The sequence below is a fragment of the uncultured Sphingobacterium sp. genome, from assembly GCF_964277905.1.
Lineage (GTDB): Bacteria > Bacteroidota > Bacteroidia > Sphingobacteriales > Sphingobacteriaceae > Sphingobacterium > Sphingobacterium siyangense.
This window is the reverse complement of the sequence record NZ_CAXYKD010000029.1, coordinates 41,986-61,843: the sequence shown is the minus strand read 5'-3', so window position 1 is coordinate 61,843 and position 19,858 is coordinate 41,986. Positions and strand designations below refer to the sequence as shown.

Below are 19,858 nucleotides of genomic sequence, written 5' to 3'. Positions count from 1 at the left end.
TGCTGTATTTTTATTGCCTCTTTTTGCTGAAATTTGCTGTTTTTCTGTGGAAGATTAAAATTTATTCTTTCTATATAGAGATACTGCATGATATTGGTATTGTTAAAATTAGTTAAAAAGACAATCAATTCCTAATTTTGCGGCACAAAAACAAAACAATCACATCTAACATGAAAAAGTCTTTACTTTTTTTTGCCCTTGTTTTTGCTAGTTATAGTGCCGTTCAAGGTCAAACAGCAAATACTGGTTCGGTTTCAGGAGTTGTCAAAGAAGCTACTGGACAAACGGTTAAAGGAGCAACCATTAAAATTACCCACATCCCAAGTGGACAAGTAGTAAGTGGCTCAGCCGATGCCCAAGGAAAATTTCAAATTTCAAATCTTCAAGAAGGAGGCCCCTACAAAGTAGAGGTAACTTACATTGGCGAAACGCCTGTTGTTTTCGAAAACATCATGCTGAAATCGGGGGAATCGTTGAATATCAATCCAATTTTTACGGCTGGATCTTCAACAAATTTGGATGAGGTTGTTGTTGTCGGTCATGGGGTTATCGATATTGCGGCAGGAAGAAAGACACCGATTGCCGTTTCGACGATCCGTAAGCAGGATTTAGAGGAAAGGGTAGGAGCACAGGATATTACTTCAGCATTAGCTAATACCCCTTCGGTTTATATCACTGGTCAGGCAAAAGGTTTTGGTGAGTCTTCTATGACAACACGTGGTTTTGATCAGTCCAATACAGCATTTTTGTTGAACGGTCAGCCTATCAATGGTATGGACAATGGAAGTGTATATTGGTCAAATTGGTCGGGGCTTACAGATATTGCCTCTTTAGTGCAGATTCAACGTGGTTTGGGATCATCTAAATTAGCGATTTCATCTGTCGGCGGAACCGTAAATTACGTGACACAATCCACTGCAATGAAAGAGGGTGGTTTTGTTCGTACCACTGTTGGTAACGATATGTTTATGAAGGCAACAGTCGGTTACAATACCGGTCTGATGAAAAATGGTTTTGCTGTTTCGGCTATGTTTACACAGTGGTCAGGTAACGGTTATATGGATCATACGGAAGGTGCTGGACAAAGTTATTTCCTGTCTGTTGGATATAAAGCGAATGAAAAGCATAACCTGAACTTTATGGTAACGGGTGCTCCACAGTGGCACAACCAAGGGTATACCTCAAAATTGTCTAACTATCTCGCTAATGGCAGACGTTATAACGACAATTATAAGGATGCAAACGGCGTGATGATGAATGCACAAAAGAACTTTTATCATAAGCCAGTAGCCAACTTGAACTGGGACTGGACGATTGATGATAAATCATCTTTGTCAACTGTCATTTACGCATCGTTAGCCGCTGGGGGTGGCCAATCGCTAAGAAGTGATAAATACAATACAGGCAAATATTTAGCTGCTGATGTGAACAATCACCAATGGTTTGGTATAGTTTCTAACTATAATCGTAAACTTTCAGAATCCTTGAATTTCAATGTCGGTTTTGATGTAAGGGACTATAAAGGTACACACTATCGTAAATTGACAGATCCACTTGGAAATACAAATGGTGTCGTATTAGGCGGTAATGTTAATTTCCCTAATAAGCCATTGGTTACCAATACATACTCAACGAACCCTTGGAAAGCTTTCTCGAGTAAACCTGATTCGCGTGAAGATCGTTTAGCTTGGGATTACAATCAATACATCCGTTACGGAGGTCTGTTCGGTCAATTGGAATATGCGAAAAATGGCTTTACAGCGTTTTTCCAAGGATCGGTTTCCGAACAACAAAACAAACGTTCTGATTATTTTCAATACACACCAGGTAATGAGGATTCTAAAGACGTGAACAACTTTGGCTACAATACGAAGGGTGGTGTAAGTTATACATTGGGACATCATAGTGTTTTTGGTAATGCGGGGTACTATTCCCGTCAGCCTTATCAAAACAATATTTTCATGAATTTTGCAAATGATATTAATGAAAATGCTGAAAATGAAAAAATCCTTGGTTTAGAGGCTGGTTATAAATTTGCTTCTCGATTCTTGGATGTGAATGTGAATGTTTACCGCACAACTTGGGAAAACCGTGTTACGGGTAGTTCGAGTTTAGCGACGGCAGATGATGTGAAAAAATACAATCCAACAAATGATCCTGGTATTTTGGTCGAAGGTGCCTATTTATATACAACAAATTACGGTGTAAAACAGGTGCATAGAGGGGTAGAAGTTGATTTTGAGGCCCGCCCAATCGAAAAATTAAGCCTGACAGGGTTTTTATCGATAGGTGACTGGAAATACGATGGTGCAGTAAACTCTGTTATACGTAACGATAACCGCGTCGAATTGGGACGTTCTCAGGTTAACTTAACCGGTGAACATGTTGGTAACGCAGCGCAAACTTCTTATGGATTTGGTGCTAAATATAAAGTGTTTAAGGGTTTGTCTGTAGACGCAAACTACAGATACTATGAGCGTTTGTATGCATCGAATTATCGTAGAGAAGTAATAGATGGCCAAACTTATGGACGCTATATGAAATTACCGTCTTTTAATCTTTTGGATGCCGGTCTTTCTTACAATGTCAAAGTAAGTGACAAGAACAGCATGAGTTTCCGTGTTAACATGAACAATGTGTTGAATAAGTTCTATATTTCGGAAGCTACTTCGAGTAACTTGGTGACAGATGTGAACAATACTTGGAATGGTATTGATACTTCCAATTTTGTTTTGATCGGACAGGGTAGAACTTGGAATGCATCTGTGAAATTTACATTCTAATAAGATTTACGTCGAATACAAAAGGCCCACAATTATTTTGTGGGCCTTTTTTTGTTTTTTAATAAAAACTTAATAATTTTAGGTGATCTAATTGTCAACCTGATGTTGCATAAATTAATTTGTCTGGAAAATTTACAGATCGGTACTGTCCATTTTTCTGCTTTTGTTGTTAATTTGGATGGTGGAAATACAGGCTTTGCTTTATTTATTAACCAAGAAAATGACCCAATCTTTATTTTTCGAAAAGAAAAGAAGAATGAGGTATCTTTCCATGTAAATGAAGAGCAATTCTTTTGGATTGTAAAAAACAGCCAGTTTACACCAGGAGAACGTCAAGACTTTTTTGCTGAATTTGTTGAGTTCCTGCGTCTGATGGAAGAGAAGGTTTCCAATTATGTTTTCAAAAAGGAAAAATTAATCAAATTTACAAATTCGAGGGATATTGTCCGCTATAAATACTTATACCTGACAGGTGAAATTAGTTGATAAGAATACCCGATTATAATACCCGATCGCCCGTTAGATTTCTTTTGTAATGAAATTTAGCTTAGTTTTGGGTATGAAGCATATGTTTTCAAATCTAGCTGTTATTCTACAAAACAATACTTTTGTGGAATCAGATTTTACACTTCCAGTACCCGTACTTCTTGCTAAGTTTTCTTTTTTACCTATTTCATCATTTTTTCCGGAAGCGAGTTCATCTTTTTCCGCTGATTGGCTAGATACCGTCCAACAGAGCGCGATTAGATCTACATTGGAAGGATTTAATGTCGGAATCAGTGGCGATGGCAATCCTGTCGCCTTACTTGAGCAGGCGATTGCTTTGACCAATCATGCACTTGCCTATAGCTATTTGGGGCTTTATTATTTTAAAATAGCTGCATATGACCAAGCTATTGCAACGTTTACAAGCGCAATCGAACAGTATAAAGAGGAGCCATTTTTTTATGCGAGCCGTTGTTTAGTTTATCGACTCATCGATGAAGACGAAGGTGCTTTCTATGATTATCAGATTGCCAAGAGACTGGATTTTAATTATCATAGTGTATTGGAATGGGCGGAGAATCAAGCTGAACTCACTTACTTTGAGGCCGATAATTTGGTTATTCAAGAGCTGGAATCGAAGCCAAAGCAGCTGAGTACTGACGAAATAAATTCATTGGGACTTGAATATGTTCATTGCTATAGCTATCTAAAAGCAATCGGTCTTTATTCTGCTGCTATTGCGGAGTCCGATAACAAGGATAGCAACCTGTTTGTTTTTAGAGGAAGTTTGTATCTGAAATTGACCTGTTTTGAATTGGCATTGTCTGATTTCAATCAGGCCATTGCTCTTGATGAGAATCGTTCTGCCGCCTATATATTTCGCGCTAAAGTGTTTGAATCCTATCGTAATTACCAAAGTGCGCTGGAAGACTATGCCAAAGCGGAGGAAATAGATCGTGATTCATCGATCGTATACGAAGAAAGGGCATCTTTGTTTGAGCGATTGGGGAATTTTGAGGAAGCATTATTGGATTTTGACCGCCTTGTTACGCTCAATCCGGAAGATTTTTATGTGTATTCATTACGAGCCGATTTGAATGAAAAGTTGGAGGATTTAGCAGGCGCACTGGCAGATTACTCGAAAGCGATCGATTTGAATCCATATTATTCTGATTTGTATTCATATCGCGCAGCAATTCGTGAAAAATTGGGTGATCCTATCGGGGCAAAAGCCGACCTGGATAAATTCAATGAATTGGAAGATGAATAAAAAAAGTCCACCAAAAGGTGGACTTTTTATACCTACTGCTTTAACTAGAGCACCCTTTATTTAATGATCCTTTTTATCTTATTGGAACGGGTAATAAGTTTGTGCAATTTGTCATAATCCTCCGTGGCAATAGAATCGTGCAGGGATTGAAGCTGCTTGATATGTTCTTCGAGTACTTCGAGTACATTTTCGCGATTTTGCTTGAAAATAGGTGTCCACATATCGGGCGAACTTTTGGCAAGACGTACTGTAGATTCAAATCCCGATCCTGCCAGCTCAAAGATACGTCCCTGAGATTTCTCTTTTTCCAATACCGTTAAGGCGAGGGCGAAAGAGGTCAGGTGGGAGATGTGTGATACATAAGCAGTATGTACATCATGTTCGTCCGCATTCATAAAACAGCTGCGCATCTCCAATTGGTCGGTGATGGCATCGGCGATTTCGAAAGCATCCTCATCAGTTTTAAATGCTTCGACATACACCATCATCTTGCCTTTGAATAAGCCTGGTATTGCAGCCTCAGGCCCCGAATACTCGGTTCCGGCCATGGGATGGGCTGCAACGTAACGCCCCCGGTTAGGGTGATCCTTGATTTTGTTGAGAATATTTGTTTTTGTCGATCCCATGTCAATGACGACCTGATCTGTAACCAAATCCAAGATTTGAGGAACAACATGTAAAATGGCATCGACAGGAATTGTGAGCACCAATACTTTACAGCTCTTAATCGCATCTTCTAAGCTTGCTGTTTCGTCAATGAAGCCGATGTGCATCGCTTTATCTAAGTTCTTTTGACTCTTATCTACACCGATAATTTTGTCGCAGAATTTTGTTTCTTTTAGGCGAATGGCAACTGAGCCGCCGATCAAGCCTACGCCTACAATGGCAATGTTCATATGTAAACAATTATATTAAGCGTATTTTTGTTCAAATGTTATACACCGAACGCTTTATACCCTGGTTGTTTGTCGATCAATTATTCTATCGATAATTTCAAAGCAGTTAAGCTGCCCCGATATCGAATGTCTTAGAAATTATCTTTAATGCGCTGGATTGATTCTTTGAGCACCTCTACTGTGGCACAGAGACTGATGCGTATATATTGATCGCCTTTGTCTCCGAAAATTCCACCCGGTGTAATAAATACCCGTGATTTGTCCAAAACAGCATCGCTTAGCGCATAACCATCCTTGTATTTTTCAGGGATGCGTGCCCATACAAATAGACCTACTTGGTCCTTTTGATAAGAACAGTCCAGCAAATCCATAATTTCATACACCTGTTGACGTCTTTCAGCATAAATTTTGTTTAGATCAGCATACCAGGAGGCATCAAGTTGTAAGGCTTTTGCCGCAGCCAGCTGAACAGGTAAAAACATACCTGAGTCCATGTTGCTTTTGAAACGGAGTACTTGGTTTATACGTTCTTCGGCACCCACGAGCACACCAATTCGCCATCCCGCCATATTGGAAGACTTGCTCAGCGAATTCAACTCAATGGCTACATCTTTCGCGCCAGGGATACTCATAATGCTTCTTGGCGTATCTGTCAAAATAAAGCTATACGGATTATCGTGGCAAATCAGGATATTATACTCTTTAGCAAATTGAATCAGCTCTTGATAAAATGCATCGGGTGCCGAGGCACCTGTTGGCATATGAGGATAGTTTATCCACATCAGTTTAACCTTTGACAAGTCTTGTTTTTTGAGCTCATTTAGATCGATAAGCCAATTTTTCTCTTGTGTAAGATTATAGGTGATCGCTTCAGCACCACTCAATCTCACTGCAGCAGCATAAGCTGGGTAGCCAGGATTGGGTATAAGCGCTTGGTCTCCTTCCTGAAGATAGGTCATACAAATGTGCACAATACCCTCTTTTGACCCTATTAAGGGTAATATTTCTGTATTGGGATTAAAAGTCGCGTTATAATAACGTTGATACCAATCTGCAACGGCTTGTCGTAGGGCGGGGGCGCCTTTATAATTTTGATAGCCATGCACATTTGGAAGTTGGGCATTCGTATTTAATGTCTCGATCACCTCCGGGTGTGGAGGCAAGTCTGGACTTCCAATTCCTAGGTTGATTACACGCGCACCCTGCTTGTTTAACTCATCTATTTCTCTTAATTTTTTGGAGAAATAATATTCTTCAGTATGCTGCAATCTTTTGGCAACGTCTATTTGCATTTTATTTTAATAAATTTGGTATTTGAATAAGGCTAAATTAGGGAATTATCTATTAAAAGGAGATTTTTTTATCGATTTTTCAAGCTGAACAAGCTGAATGCTTTAGTCTTGAGATGCAACAATTTTATAGTCCCTTACCAGGATATGTGCTTTTCTTGATTAATTTGTTATTTTTGTTCAATTTCCTCGTCAAAAATCTGAAAGGTAGAGGAGAGACCGACGAATGACTTTTCGTACAAGGGTAATTTGTCTTAGTTCAAAATAAATGAAAACATATTTTAGGCTCTTATCGTTTGCTAAACCCATTGAGAAATTTGCAATCCCCTATGTAATTTGCACGCTGATCACGGTTATATTTAGCACCTTGAATTTAGCATTGCTTGCTCCATTACTCCATACACTTTTTAACGTCGGTAAAGAGACGGCCGAGGTCGTAAAGCCAGAGGCTTATACAGACATTCTCGCGTGGTTTAATTACTACGCCAGTGTAGCTAATAGTCAGTTTGGAGCCTATGGTGCATTGAAATACGTTTGTATTGTTATTGTGATCTCCGTATTTATCAGTAATCTATTTCGTTATTTCTGTCAGCGTATTATGGAGAATTTTCGCATTCATACCCTGCTTAAATTGCGCCGAGCGGTGTTTGATAATGTGATGGATCTGCATGTTGGCTATTTTACGGGGCAACGAAAAGGAGATATTGTTTCTAAAGTCGCGTCCGATGTACAAGTCGTGCAGTATTCTGTTACGGGGACATTACAGGTGGTTTTTAAGGAGCCTCTGCAACTGATCGCTTATATCGTGATGCTTTTTAATATCTCTGCAAAATTGACTTTTTTCTCCCTTTTGGTTATTCCCGTATCAGCATTTTTTATTGCAAGAATCGTTAAGAATCTCAAAAGTCAAGCGCATGCAGCACAGGAGTCATATGGAAATATGATTTCTTATTTGGACGAAGCATTGTCTGGGATTAAAATTATCAAAGCTTTCAATGCGGTCTCCTTTATTAAGAACAGATTTCATAATGAGAACGAACGTTATGCGAATATCGGCCGTGATATGGCTAAAAGACAACAGTTAAGCTCGCCTGTTTCTGAGCTGCTAGGTGTCATTATGGTCGCAATTATTCTTTTATATGGTGGTCATTTGGTTCTTTCAGGTGACAAGGGGTTAACCGCGCCGGAATTTATCGCCTACATCGCCATTTTTTCACAGGTGATGCGTCCGGCAAAGGCGTTAACAGATTCTTTTAGCGGTATTCATAATGGTCTTGCAGCGGGTGAACGCGTATTGGAACTGATCGATGAAAAGACGGAAGTGAACGATCGCGCCGACGCAAAACTTGTGAAAAGCTTTGAGAAGAATATCGTATTTAACCAGGTCAATTTTTCGTATAGCAAAGATAAAGAGATTCTCCAGAACATCGATTTGACTATAGAAAAAGGGAAGGTCGTTGCATTGGTAGGGCCTTCAGGTGGGGGAAAATCAACTTTGGTTGATTTGATTCCGCGCTTTATGGACGTCACTGGAGGGCAAATTTTGTTTGATGGTACTGATTTACGGGATTTAAACCAGGATTCTTTACGGGACATGATCGGTGTCGTCAATCAGGAGTCTATTTTGTTTAATGATACGATTTTCAATAATATAGCATTTGCTAATCTTTCTGCCAGCCAGGAAGAGGTTGAAGCCGCTGCACGGATTGCCAATGCGCATGAATTTATTTTGAAAACAGAACATGGCTATCAGACCAACATTGGTGATCGGGGCGGTAAATTATCGGGTGGCCAACGCCAGCGGATCTGTATCGCACGGGCTGTCTTAAAAAATCCACCGATCATGCTTCTTGATGAGGCGACTTCTGCGCTAGATACCGAATCTGAAAAATTGGTACAGGACTCCTTATATAAATTAATGGACAATAGAACAACAGTTGTCATTGCCCATCGCTTAAGTACCATTCAGAATGCGGATATAATTGTGGTAATTGAAGCCGGAAAGATTGTAGAAGTAGGTAGCCATAGTGAGCTGATACAACGTGAAGGATTATACCGCAAATTAATCGAGATGCAACAATTTACAGATTAGCTTTCTTTTCTAAGAGGTTTGTCAAATTAGTTGTTATCACGTTTTTTATTATAACTTTTGTTGCCTTTTCGGTACATTTGATTTAAGATAGGAGATACATTTAATGAACGCAATAGATAAATTGAATTTCTTGATTAACGATAAGAATTTAGCTGTCGAGTTGAGAGATATAGCGGAGAAAGTTTTGCGAGAGGAGCGTATCACTTTTGAGGAAGGAGTGGTTTTATATGAAAAAGGTGAGCTAGGCTATCTTGGTGTGCTTGCTAACTATATTCGTGAGAAACGCCATGGAGATCATACATTCTTCAATCGTAATTTTCACATTGAGCCGACTAATGTTTGTGTCTATGACTGTAAGTTCTGTTCGTATTCCCGCTTAATAAAAGAACGGGCAGAAGGTTGGGAGATGGAAGTTGATGGCATGATGGATATTGTCAAAAAATATGACAATGAGGCTGTTACTGAGGTTCATATCACTGGAGGGGTTGTTCCTAAACAAAACCTCGAATTTTATGCCGATTTCTTTCGCAAATGTAAGGCGCATCGCCCCGAATTGCATATTAAAGGACTTACACCTGTAGAGTATTACTATATTTTTAAGAAGGCAAAATTAAGCCATTATGATGGCCTAAAGTATTTGCAGTCTTGCGGCTTGGATTCTATGCCAGGGGGTGGAGCAGAGATTTTTCATCCAGAAATCAGAGAACAGATTGCACATGATAAATGTACCGCCGAACAATGGTTGGATATTCATGAGCAAGCGCATAAGCTGGGAATGCATACCAATGCAACGATGCTGTACGGTCATATTGAGCAGTTTTGGCATCGTGTAGATCACATGGAGCGCTTGAGACAGCTGCAGGATAAGACTGGCGGTTTTCAGACCTTTATTCCTTTAAAATTTAGAAATAAGGAGAACCAAATGTCCCATATTCCCGAGGTATCCGTTATCGAAGACCTAAGGAATTATGCGATCGCTCGAATTTACATGGATAATTTTGATCATATTAAAGCGTATTGGGCAATGATATCGAGAGATACGGCCCAGTTGTCCTTGGCTTTTGGGGTCGATGATATCGATGGAACACTGGATGATACGACAAAAATATACAGCATGGCGGGAGCAGAAGAGCAAAAACCGGGGATGACCACACAAGAGGTTGTCGAGCTGATAAAAAATGTTGGACGCCATCCGATAGAAAGAGATACCCTCTACAATGTGGTGACCGATTATAATGATTTTGTTTTTGATCAAGGTGATCAAAAGAAAAGCTATTATGCATTACCTGTTGTCAATTCATAATCATATCACACGTTGAAAAAGACATTTTATTTTATACGACACGGACAGACTGATCTAAATTTAAAAGGTATTGTGCAGGGACGGGGTGTTAATTCTCCCCTTAACAAGATGGGCATAGCTCAAGCTCAGGCTTTCTTTGATCACTATAAGACAGTGCCTTTTGATAAGATATATACCTCCACTTTATTGCGTACGCATCAAACTGTACAAGGATTTCTTGATTTGGATTTACCTTGGGAACAGCTTGTTGGTTTGGATGAAATAAGCTGGGGAGTTTATGAAGGAAAAGAACAAACACCAGAGTTGCTAACTGGTTTTGAAAAATTGGTCGCAGCATGGCGCAATGGAGAATTGGATGTCAGTATTGAAAACGGAGAGTCTCCTCATGAATTGATGGCTCGTCAACAAGTCGCCTTGGATCATATGCTCGCTCAGACAGATGAAAAAAACATATTAGTCTGTATGCACGGTCGTGCTTTACGGATTATGCTTTGTCTAATGACTGGTGTTGATGCCCGTTATATGGATGATTTCCCGCATACAAATACTGCTTTATATAAATTGCTGTATGATAATGGTCAATTTGAGATTGTGGACCATTACAATACCGCACACTTAGAAGCATTGATAAATGAATAAAATTAGAGTTTCTGCCGTATCGTATACCAATACTTATCCATTTTTGAATGGAATACGTAAATCGAAAGTGATGGAGCAAATCGACTTGAGCGTTGATTATCCAAGTGCCTGTGCACAGAAAGTAATCGATGATCAAGCTGATATCGGTATTATACCGACAGCTGCCTTATTAAGTCTTCCCGAGTATTATATTAATACCGATTTTTGTATCGGCACAGAAGGTGCTGTCGATTCCGTCTTTATTTTTGCCAATAAGCCTATTGAAGAGGTAAAAACTTTACGTTTGGATAAGCAATCGCGCACGTCAAATGGTTTAGCACGTGTATTGATTAAAAATTATTGGAAAAAGGATGTAGAATTGGTCACTGATGAATCTATAGAGCCAGATGCCTATATTTTAATTGGGGATCGTACTTTCGGTAAGAAGAATGCAGTACCCTATGTTTATGATTTGGGGGAAGAGTGGTTTAACTTCACCGGATTACCTTTCGCTTTTGCTTTATGGGTAAGTAACAAAAAACTTCCCGACTCTTTTGTGGAGCAATTTAATGAAGCTTTAGCATATGGCGTTGAACATGCAACCGATGTGATAGCCGGTCTCCCAGAATTTGAGGGCTTTGATTATACCAAATATCTAACACAGCATCTTAATTTCCATTTGACAGATAAGAAACGCGAAGCTGTGCAGTTGTATCTCCGGTATTTAAAAGAACTGGATTAACCTTGGGCGCTTGACCTGAACAGGCCCCACATACCCTAAAAAAATTTGAATCAGAATCGTCAGGTAAGCCTTACACGGTAGTGTGAAGGCTTACCTGGCGATTGATTCCCCAAGTGCACTAACCCCCGATAAATTCCCTTTATTTCTTGCTTTTGTTTATAACGACTTCGGTAAGGCGTATAACTCGATTACACCATGTTTGGAATTAAAAGGGTGACAGTACCCTTTTTACAGGGTATTAACAAGGGGTTAATAGGGGTATACCCCTGTTAACCCCCTGTTATACCCCTGCTAACCCCCTGTAATACCCCTGTTAGCGTCAAACATGATGTTAACCAAAAGTTAATCAGGTTCCTATAAAAAAAACACTCATTGAGTGGTTTTTATATCGACTTATTTTAACGACAATGCAGGTCTCCTTATGTATTGGAATCACAGTTTGATGATGGATCCGACCTGCGCCACCGAAATAGGTGAGGAGGATCTCTTGACGCGCTAATAACTAGGTACGTCCAATTTTTACTTTACGCCCTTTGATTTTTTGCCCACTAGCCTTATTGATAATAACGGAAGCAAGCTTTCTTTTAACGGCAACATAAGCTACCTTATCTTTCACTTCTATTATACCGATGTCGTCTTTTTCAACACCTTCCAAATGCAGGAGAAAACCTACGATGTCAATTTTATTGACTTTATCTTTTCGTCCAGCACTGATATAAAGTGTGGCGAAAGGTGAATTTTCCGGAAGATCATAGTATTCGGGAAATTCCTCTTCAGGTATTTCCTCCGCTATATAGGGATAGGCTTCTTCAGGCTTTAAGATGACATAGACATCACCCTTTGCCTGCATACGCGCAGTGCGTCCATTGCGATGAATAAAGCCATCTTCTTTATGCGGTAGCTGGTAATGTATAATGGCATCAACTTCGGGGATATCCAGCCCTCTTGCAGCCAAATCGGTCGTGATCAAAACATTGTTGGAATGATTACGGAATTTGAGAAGCGCCAGCTCACGATCTTGCTGTTCAAGTCCGCCATGAAAGGTGTCGTGAATAATATTGCGATTGTCCAGTAGTTCGCTGATGTGATCTACTGCATCGCGATGATTACAGAAAATAATCATTTTTTTCGTCCCGATCTTGCAGATGAGTTTTAGCAATGCCTCCAATTTCTTTTGAACAGGGGCAACGACCTTTTTTATTGTAATGCGGGGTATGTTCTGTGAGTTATTCAGAAAATCAACAAGGATAGGCTCCTTTATCTGTGTAAATGGCGGGATTACATCCATCATCGTTGCAGAAGTCAATATACGCGATCTGATGGCCGGTATATGTCGAATAATGAAATCCATTTGATGCTGAAATCCCAGTTCCAACGATTTATCAAATTCGTCTAACACAAGGGTGTGGATACTGGTCGGATCAAAATTTCCTTCTTCGATATGTTGCTTTATACGTCCTGGAGTTCCTATAATAATTGCGGGAGCATCCTTGAATTCATTTTTTTCGATACGGGTACTATGACCGCCATAGGCACAGGTGACTTTGTGACCTGTGGCCACCTTGCGTAGCACTTGCTCTATCTGTAAGGCAAGTTCGCGGGTCGGCACTAAAATCAGTACTTGAACCTCCCGAACGATTTCCTTCAATTGCGCTAAAATGAGCAATGAAAAGGCCAAGGTTTTGCCAGATCCTGTGGGTGAAAGTAAGATGAAATCATGGTCTTTCTGATACGATTCCACTACTTTTTCTTGCATCTCATTTAAGGATGAAATGCCTAATTTATTTAAAATAGCTTCTAGCTGCATTTGACAAAAATACAAAATACCGCTATCTTGAAAGGAACAAACTAGAATGAAAATTTTTTAGGCATTTTATACCTAAAAAAACAAGGTAATCGGTCTATAAAAGATGATTACCTTGCAATGATTTGTATCGATATATTGGAAAACGCGGTATAGTTACCGCGTTATTAATTCTTAATAAGTATTGTTTTATAAGATATCAATACCTTCTTGTCTTAGCGTTTCTTTTTTGTCCTCTTCCCAGATACTGACTTGAACTTCTCCAATATGTTGCTTCTTGAGCATAAACATACAGACACGTGATTGTCCGATCCCACCGCCCATAGATTCCGGTAATTGATCATTAAGAAGCATGCTGTGGAAAGTCAGTTTGGATTTTTCAGTGCAATTTCTGATTTCCATTTGATGTGCCAAGGCTGTTTTGTCGACACGAATTCCCATGGAAGAAAGTTCAAACGCTGAATTTAAGATCGGGTTCCATACGAGAATATCGCCGTTCAATCCTTTGTGGCCAGCCTCATTGGCAGTACTCCAATCGTCGTAGTCCGCTGCGCGTCCATCGTGTGCAACACCATTGCTGAGTGCCCCTCCGATACCGTATAAAAACACAGCACCGTATTCTTTTGTGATTGTATTTTCACGTTCCTTTGCACTTAGATTAGGATATTTTTGCAGTAGTTCTTCAGCCGAAATGAATGTAATGGTTTCCGGAAGAATCGCTTTTACCTGTGGATACTTGCTTTCAACCTGTTGTTCTGTAAATCGTAATGCATCGTAAATTTTTAATACGGTTTCTTTCAGCAAAGCCAAATTACGTTGATCTTTATCGATTACTTTTTCCCAGTCCCATTGGTCTACATAGATCGAATGGATAGGGGTGTAATCTTCATCAGGACGCAGTGCTTTCATGTCTGTCACGATGCCTTCTCCAGGTAACATCTCAAGCTCTTTTAAACGGACTCTTTTCCATTTTGCCAATGAATGTACCACGACAGCTCTTTTTTCATTCAATGATTTAATCGGAAACGATACCGGACGCTCAATTCCATTTAAGTCATCGTTTAATCCTGTGCCGTCTAAAACCACCAATGGTGATGAGATCGGAATTAAATTTAATGCTTTCTTTAGTTGTTGGACAAATGTATCTTTAACGAAGCTGATAGCAACTTCGGTATTTAAAAGTTTTCTTCCCTCCATATGAGTCAAATGAAATACCATGCATGGATTGATACGCATGATTTTATTTTTTATTCAGTTATTTCATACAAAAGTATGAAAATATCACTGGTTAATCTGTTTGGTTGTGATTTTTAATATTTATCCATTAAAAAGTTGAAAAAATAAAAAAATTCTAACAAAATGAAGATAGGTCAATATTTAATTATAAAACTAATAATTTGTTGGTGCAACTAAAAGTGTTTGGTTACTTACCAAAAGAGCCCTGAAATATTTCAGAGCTCTTTTGTTTATGGTGGATCGATTGATTAAACGGAGAAGCTTTCGCCACATGCACAGGTCCGGCTCGCATTCGGGTTGTGGAATTCAAACCCCTTTCCGTTCAAACCATCGGAATAATCCAATTCTGTACCTGCTAGGTATAAAAATGATTTTATATCCAAACAGACTTTCACGCCTTTATCTTCGAAAAATTGATCACCTTTTTTTTCTTCGTTATCGAAGTTCAGCTTATAACTCAAGCCCGAACAACCGCCACTTTCCACAGCAACACGCACAAAGTAATTGCTGTCATATTGCTCATCCTTCATGATTTCCTCGATACGAGTTTTTGCTTTGTCAGTAACTGTAATCATAGTAATATCCTTTGTATGACACAAAGATACATACAATCTTGTTATATTTCGTCTCCTATAAAGTTTTTAGAATGTCATAAATTAATCGATCAGGCCAGCTTTGAAAAGTTGCCAGATGGGGGATTGATCGCGGATTTTGCGAACCGCTGCTGTGATCAATTGGGCACATTGAATAATTTCCTCTTGAGTCGTAAATATGCTTAAGCTAAAGCGAATGGCCGATAATGCATCTTCTTTGGAGATACCCATAGCCATTAAAACATGGGAAGGTTCCCTGGATCCGGTCACACAGGCCGAGCCCGAGGAAAGGGCCAATGTCGGACAGGTAGTCATTATTTCGCTGGCCAGGATATGTTTAAAACTAATGTAACTGGTGTTTGGTAGGCGGAGTGCATTTTTTCCATGAATGATGATTTCAGGAATCTCACTTAAAATTTCTTCCAATAGATTGCGGTTTCGTTCGACCGTATTATAAACTGCTGGTTTAATCAGAGACATGGCTTTTCCAAAGCCGACGATAGCTGGCACGTTGTATGTTCCGCCTCTAAATCCGCTTTCCTGACCCCCCCCCACAATTAATGGGCTAATCTGAATCGGCTTTGATTTTCGACGAATGTATAATGCGCCGATTCCCTTTGGGCCATGAAGTTTATGCGCACTCAGACATAAAATGTCGATAGGGATTTTTTGTAGATCAATGTTGATTTTTCCAACAGCCTGGGTTGCATCACAGAAGAACAAGATATCTTTCTCTGTACAAATCGTAGCAATCTGTGCTAGCGACGTACATACCCCTGTCTCGTTATTTGCGGCCATGATGCAAACAAGTATGGTCTGGGCGCTCATCGCATTTTTCAAATCGTCTATATTGATCATTCCTTGTGCATCGACAGGGAGATAGGTGATCTGAGCTCCTTTTTTCGTCAATTGTTCACAGCAGCTTAGGACGGCCTTGTGTTCTGTTGAAACGGTGATAATATGATTCCCCTTGGATTGATATTTGTCAAATATGCCACAGATTACGGTATTAATACTTTCTGTTGCACCTGAATTGAAAAATAGTTCTTTCGGTGAGCAATTCAGCACTTCAGCTATTTGTCCTCTAGCAAGTTGGATGGCAGCATTGGCTTCGCGTCCCATTTGGTGATAGACACTCGAGGCGTTCGCATAGTTTTGGATGAAATAGGGAGTCATGGTATTCCATACTTCATCCAAAATTCGAGTTGTTGCGTTGTTGTCCAAATAAATGATATCCTTCATCAGGATAAAGATAAGGATAATGAAGGTTATGCTGAAGCCTTCACATCAACTTCCTTTTTTTTGACATTCGGATCATATCGTAAGCCTGGCGTTAACCAATACATCAGTATGATACGGGAATAGCGGTAGTTGAATGGCGACATTAAAACAACGCTCATGATCGCAACTGTTGCATAGAGTATAAAAGAAGAATCATTGCCTGTCAGGATATAGGTTGCCATACAGGCAGTAACCATTTCGGCGATGGAGAACGCATAGGTAACATACATGGCACCATAAAAATAACCTGGCTCACGTTCGTAACGAAGTCCACAGTATTCGCAATGGCTATTCATTTTTTGTACTTTCAGACCGTATGCAGGCCCTTGGTATACATGGCCGATTCTGCATCTTGGACATTTTGCTTGCCATGCGGCTTTAAATTCAGATAATTCGTATTTAACCTCTTCCATAGTTATAGTTGTTTTCTGAACTCTTCTGGTGTGAGCCCAGCGGATTTTTTGAAAAATTTAGTAAAGTATGAGTTGTCATTGAATTGCAGCTCATCTGCAATCTCATTGATATTTAAGTTTCGATTGACCAATAGTCGCTTCGCTTCGAGTACAATCCGGTTTCGTATAATTTCACCTGCTGATTGTCCGATGTAGGATTTGCAGATTGCATTCAGATGATTGGGTGTAATAAATAATTGATCTGCGTACACACTGGGCAATTTGGTAGACTTGAATTGCTGTTCAACCAATTGCTGAAAACTATTGAATATTTTGTGATTATATGGCGTACTGTGCTCTTGATGATCCTTTTCTGTAGAAATTGAGATAAACAATATAAATTGGAGCACAAGTGTACGGATATAGTCTTCCGGCTGCCCTGCCGCTTTTGCGGTAGAAATTTGTTCAAGAATGTGAATAGACTGCTTGCGAAATTGTTCAGCAATAACAAAAATCAACTGCTCAATTTTACCCTGTAAGAAGCTGAAGCGTTCCAGGTAATCGGTTCGTAAGAGAAAAGACTGAAAGTAATCAATGGAAAAATTGACAACATAGCCCTCTTCATCACCCGTAAAATTCCAGGTATGAACTTGACCCGGTACCATAAAATAGATTTGATAAGGTTCAATGTTGTAATGATTGAAATCGATAATGTGTTCTCCTGATCCCTTAGTGAATAGTACAAAATGAAAAAAATTATGTTTGTGAGGAAACACCATATCCTGATGCTTGATGATATATTCTTTTAGATCATCAATATGAATCGTTGTTTTGTTATTGAGATCAATGCTACAACTATCAATAATAGGAATGGTGTTTTTTCTATTCATATAGCAAAATTACGCCAAATATTCTTTTAATAGTGGTGTTTATTTGGTCTTTTGTGGTGTTTTTCAATGATTTTTACATTTTGATGCTGTAGCTGATATGTTGGAACAATCCTTGTGTCTAAAATTTTAAAATATATTAATAAATGGAAAGTAATTTGAATAGCCTAGAAACGAGATTTGGGCGTTTGACAGACATTGTCATTGAGTCTATTCCGGGGATTATTGGGGGGATTATCCTATTGATTCTTGGGAAATATGTGATCAATTTTGTAGATCGCTTATTACATAAACGTTTCGAAAAGAAGAATGTAGATCCTTCCATTCGGGCTTTTATCTCTAGCATCGTCAAGATTGTCATGTGGGTGATGCTGCTTCTTACAGTCGCCAGCCAGATTGGGATACAGACAACTTCTTTTATCGCAGCATTGTCTGCTTTTGGATTGGCTGTTGGTATGGCGCTGCAGGGAAGTTTGAGCAATTTTGCTGGCGGAGTGCTGATTTTGATGTTTAGACCATTTGAAGTAGGGGATTCCATATCGAGTGCAAATGGTACTGCAGGTACTGTAGAAAGGATTGATATCTTGTATTCCACTTTAATAGGTGATGACGGTGTACGCATTTTTAGCCCGAATGGTCCTTTGGCCAATTCGGTTATCAAAAATTATACGAAAATTGTGCAACGGATGTTTGAATATACCATCAGCATCTCTTATGATAAAAATGTGAAAGAAGCGAAAGATATCATATTAAGGGTTCTCCGTTCGAATGAGAATGTGTTGACAAGTCCGGAGCCAACTGTTTTCATCAAAGAATTGGGGGACAGTGCCATGGTTTTGACCGTTCGTGCCTGGACGAAAAGAGAGTACTATGTCGCTGCTCGAAACTCGATGCAGGAAAAGATTATGTTGGAGCTGGAAAGAAACGATATTAGTTTATCTTCCAATCCGACGCAGATTAGCATTGTTTCAAATTCAAGTGATCAAGGAACTGCAAAAACTTAGTCCTGGTCCGTTTCCAATGCATGTATAAGGACAAAGTACCTGTAGGCAATGATAGCCTGCTGGTACTTTTTTAATTTTAACGGATCCATCTTACCATATTTTGGTAAGATGGCTTTATTTAAGCTATTTAAAAGCTGAAAAAATCTTCGTTTCATTGATATACTTCTTTATTGATAATTTGTGGCATTTTTTCGCCTTTGATTGCTGCCAGTAAGTTGCTGGCGGCCATAAGTGCCATATTATCCCTTGTTTCTACGGTGGCAGAGCCGATGTGTGGCAGGATACAAACATTTTCCATCGTTAAAAGTGGGTTTTTTGGATCCATCGGCTCCGGGTCTGTTACATCAAGCCCGGCGCCCCATAATTGGCCAGTCTGCAGGGCTTCTATTAGATCCAATTCATTGACCAATCCGCCCCTAGCAGTATTAACCAATATAGCGGAGTTTTTCATGCGCGTAAATGTATTTTTGTCAAACCTGTTTTTAGTCTCCGCAGTCAAAGCTGCATGGATTGAAAGTACATCGCTCCGCGTGAGCAGATCGTCGAAATTAACATATCGTGCACCAAGAATTTGTTCGGCTTCCTCATTACGGCTACGATTGTAATAAATAATCTCCATGTTATACGCTGCTTTGGCTTTTCTGGCGAATTCAAAACCAATTCGTCCCAGTCCATAGATGCCCAGTGTTTTGTTGTTGAGCTCGATGCCTAGGTTTGCCGTGGGATCAAAACCTTTCCATTCGCCCTGCAAAATTCTTTTGTGGTTGAAAAATGCTTTCCGCGATACCGATAGCATCAAGAGGAAAGCAACGTCTGCTGTTGCTCCCGAAAGGATGCCCGGTGTATTGCTTACGGGTATTCCATGCTGTGTAGCGGCTGAGATATCCACATTGTCATAGCCGACGCTCATGAGAGATAGGGCTTTTAGGTTGGGGCAGTTTTGGAAAAAATTAGCATCAAACTGTTGCATCCCACCGTTAAGGACGTAATCGGCCTGTTGGCTGGCTTTGATAAGCTCTAGTTCGGATAGGGGGGTACTTGAATCGTGTATAGAAATGTCGTGTCCAGCAGATTTTAATAGATCTATGCCTTTTTGTGGAATTTTTTTAGTGATAAATATCTTCATGTAAATAGATGCTGTTTAGCTTGTTGTTGGTTGATTCCTCCGAATCCATTTGTTTT

Annotated in this window: 18 protein-coding genes; 8 read left to right on the top strand and 10 right to left on the bottom strand. The window is 39.6% G+C overall.

Annotated features, from left to right (window positions below; genetic code table 11):
* Positions 1–170: 170 nt before the first annotated feature.
* The 3 genes from ACHWSC_RS12935 to ACHWSC_RS12925 all read left to right on the top strand — a co-directional run bounded on the left by ACHWSC_RS12935 (position 171) and on the right by ACHWSC_RS12925 (position 4,539).
* The gene (locus ACHWSC_RS12935) at positions 171–2,783 is read left to right on the top strand and encodes a TonB-dependent receptor (RefSeq protein ID WP_394677024.1); all 2,613 of its coding nucleotides are present in this window, start codon (positions 171–173) and stop codon (positions 2,781–2,783) included.
* 102 nt (positions 2,784–2,885) lie between these two features.
* Positions 2,886–3,269 carry a hypothetical protein gene (locus ACHWSC_RS12930; protein ID WP_088162243.1) on the top strand — a complete coding sequence of 128 codons (384 nt, stop codon included), beginning with the start codon at positions 2,886–2,888 and terminating at the stop codon, positions 3,267–3,269.
* 124 nt (positions 3,270–3,393) lie between these two features.
* Complete coding sequence (locus tag ACHWSC_RS12925) at positions 3,394–4,539, top strand: tetratricopeptide repeat protein (RefSeq protein WP_394677023.1); 1,146 nt, start codon at positions 3,394–3,396, stop codon at positions 4,537–4,539.
* A 56-nt stretch (positions 4,540–4,595) separates the two neighbouring features.
* Here ACHWSC_RS12925 and ACHWSC_RS12920 read toward each other — a convergent pair whose 3' ends face one another.
* Positions 4,596–5,435 carry a prephenate dehydrogenase gene (locus ACHWSC_RS12920; protein ID WP_075993419.1) on the bottom strand — a complete coding sequence of 280 codons (840 nt, stop codon included), beginning with the start codon at positions 5,433–5,435 and terminating at the stop codon, positions 4,596–4,598.
* Positions 5,436–5,566: 131 nt separating this feature from the next.
* The gene (locus ACHWSC_RS12915) at positions 5,567–6,727 is read right to left on the bottom strand and encodes a pyridoxal phosphate-dependent aminotransferase (RefSeq protein WP_120332598.1); all 1,161 of its coding nucleotides are present in this window, start codon (positions 6,725–6,727) and stop codon (positions 5,567–5,569) included.
* A 265-nt stretch (positions 6,728–6,992) separates the two neighbouring features.
* Between ACHWSC_RS12915 and ACHWSC_RS12910 the strand changes: the two genes are divergently transcribed.
* The 4 genes from ACHWSC_RS12910 (at position 6,993) to ACHWSC_RS12895 (ending at position 11,479) form a co-directional block, all read left to right on the top strand.
* Entirely contained in the window at positions 6,993–8,816 is a 1,824-nt protein-coding gene (locus tag ACHWSC_RS12910; protein WP_394677022.1) for an ABC transporter ATP-binding protein, read from the top strand.
* Positions 8,817–8,919: 103 nt separating this feature from the next.
* Positions 8,920–10,119, top strand: coding sequence for an aminofutalosine synthase MqnE (gene mqnE, locus ACHWSC_RS12905; RefSeq protein WP_394677021.1), 1,200 nt, complete (start codon positions 8,920–8,922; stop codon positions 10,117–10,119).
* Between the two features lie 12 nt (positions 10,120–10,131).
* Entirely contained in the window at positions 10,132–10,758 is a 627-nt protein-coding gene (locus ACHWSC_RS12900; protein WP_394677020.1) for a histidine phosphatase family protein, read from the top strand.
* Entirely contained in the window at positions 10,751–11,479 is a 729-nt protein-coding gene (locus tag ACHWSC_RS12895) for a menaquinone biosynthetic enzyme MqnA/MqnD family protein (protein ID WP_394677019.1), read from the top strand. The genes ACHWSC_RS12900 and ACHWSC_RS12895 overlap by 8 nt, the downstream gene beginning before the upstream one ends.
* A gap of 502 nt (positions 11,480–11,981) precedes the next feature.
* On the opposite strand, the gene ACHWSC_RS12890 is transcribed toward ACHWSC_RS12895, so the two are convergent.
* The 6 genes from ACHWSC_RS12890 to ACHWSC_RS12865 all read right to left on the bottom strand — a co-directional run bounded on the left by ACHWSC_RS12890 (position 11,982) and on the right by ACHWSC_RS12865 (position 17,675).
* On the bottom strand, positions 11,982–13,235 hold the full coding sequence (locus ACHWSC_RS12890) for a DEAD/DEAH box helicase (protein ID WP_236590099.1): 1,254 nt from the start codon (positions 13,233–13,235) through the stop codon (positions 11,982–11,984).
* A 237-nt stretch (positions 13,236–13,472) separates the two neighbouring features.
* On the bottom strand, positions 13,473–14,519 hold the full coding sequence (asnA, locus tag ACHWSC_RS12885; RefSeq protein ID WP_232475562.1) for an aspartate--ammonia ligase: 1,047 nt from the start codon (positions 14,517–14,519) through the stop codon (positions 13,473–13,475).
* Between the two features lie 248 nt (positions 14,520–14,767).
* Positions 14,768–15,094 carry an iron-sulfur cluster assembly accessory protein gene (locus ACHWSC_RS12880; protein WP_046675441.1) on the bottom strand — a complete coding sequence of 109 codons (327 nt, stop codon included), beginning with the start codon at positions 15,092–15,094 and terminating at the stop codon, positions 14,768–14,770.
* An 81-nt stretch (positions 15,095–15,175) separates the two neighbouring features.
* Positions 15,176–16,354 carry a cysteine desulfurase family protein gene (locus ACHWSC_RS12875; RefSeq protein ID WP_394677018.1) on the bottom strand — a complete coding sequence of 393 codons (1,179 nt, stop codon included), beginning with the start codon at positions 16,352–16,354 and terminating at the stop codon, positions 15,176–15,178.
* 26 nt (positions 16,355–16,380) lie between these two features.
* The gene (locus ACHWSC_RS12870) at positions 16,381–16,806 is read right to left on the bottom strand and encodes a DUF983 domain-containing protein (protein WP_046675442.1); all 426 of its coding nucleotides are present in this window, start codon (positions 16,804–16,806) and stop codon (positions 16,381–16,383) included.
* A gap of 2 nt (positions 16,807–16,808) precedes the next feature.
* Positions 16,809–17,675, bottom strand: a complete 867-nt coding sequence (locus ACHWSC_RS12865; protein ID WP_394677017.1) for a helix-turn-helix domain-containing protein — start codon at positions 17,673–17,675, stop codon at positions 16,809–16,811.
* 143 nt (positions 17,676–17,818) lie between these two features.
* On the opposite strand from ACHWSC_RS12865, the gene ACHWSC_RS12860 reads away from it, so the two are divergent.
* Positions 17,819–18,676, top strand: a complete 858-nt coding sequence (locus ACHWSC_RS12860; RefSeq protein WP_394677016.1) for a mechanosensitive ion channel family protein — start codon at positions 17,819–17,821, stop codon at positions 18,674–18,676.
* Here ACHWSC_RS12860 and ACHWSC_RS12855 read toward each other — a convergent pair.
* Both ACHWSC_RS12855 and ACHWSC_RS12850 read right to left on the bottom strand, forming a co-directional pair.
* The gene (locus ACHWSC_RS12855) at positions 18,673–18,831 is read right to left on the bottom strand and encodes a hypothetical protein (RefSeq protein ID WP_167450500.1); all 159 of its coding nucleotides are present in this window, start codon (positions 18,829–18,831) and stop codon (positions 18,673–18,675) included. The two genes, ACHWSC_RS12860 and ACHWSC_RS12855, sit on opposite strands and share 4 nt — an antisense overlap.
* Positions 18,828–19,802, bottom strand: coding sequence for a 2-hydroxyacid dehydrogenase (locus ACHWSC_RS12850; protein ID WP_394677015.1), 975 nt, complete (start codon positions 19,800–19,802; stop codon positions 18,828–18,830). Before ACHWSC_RS12850 ends, ACHWSC_RS12855 begins: the two co-directional genes overlap by 4 nt.
* Positions 19,803–19,858: the final 56 nt, after the last annotated feature.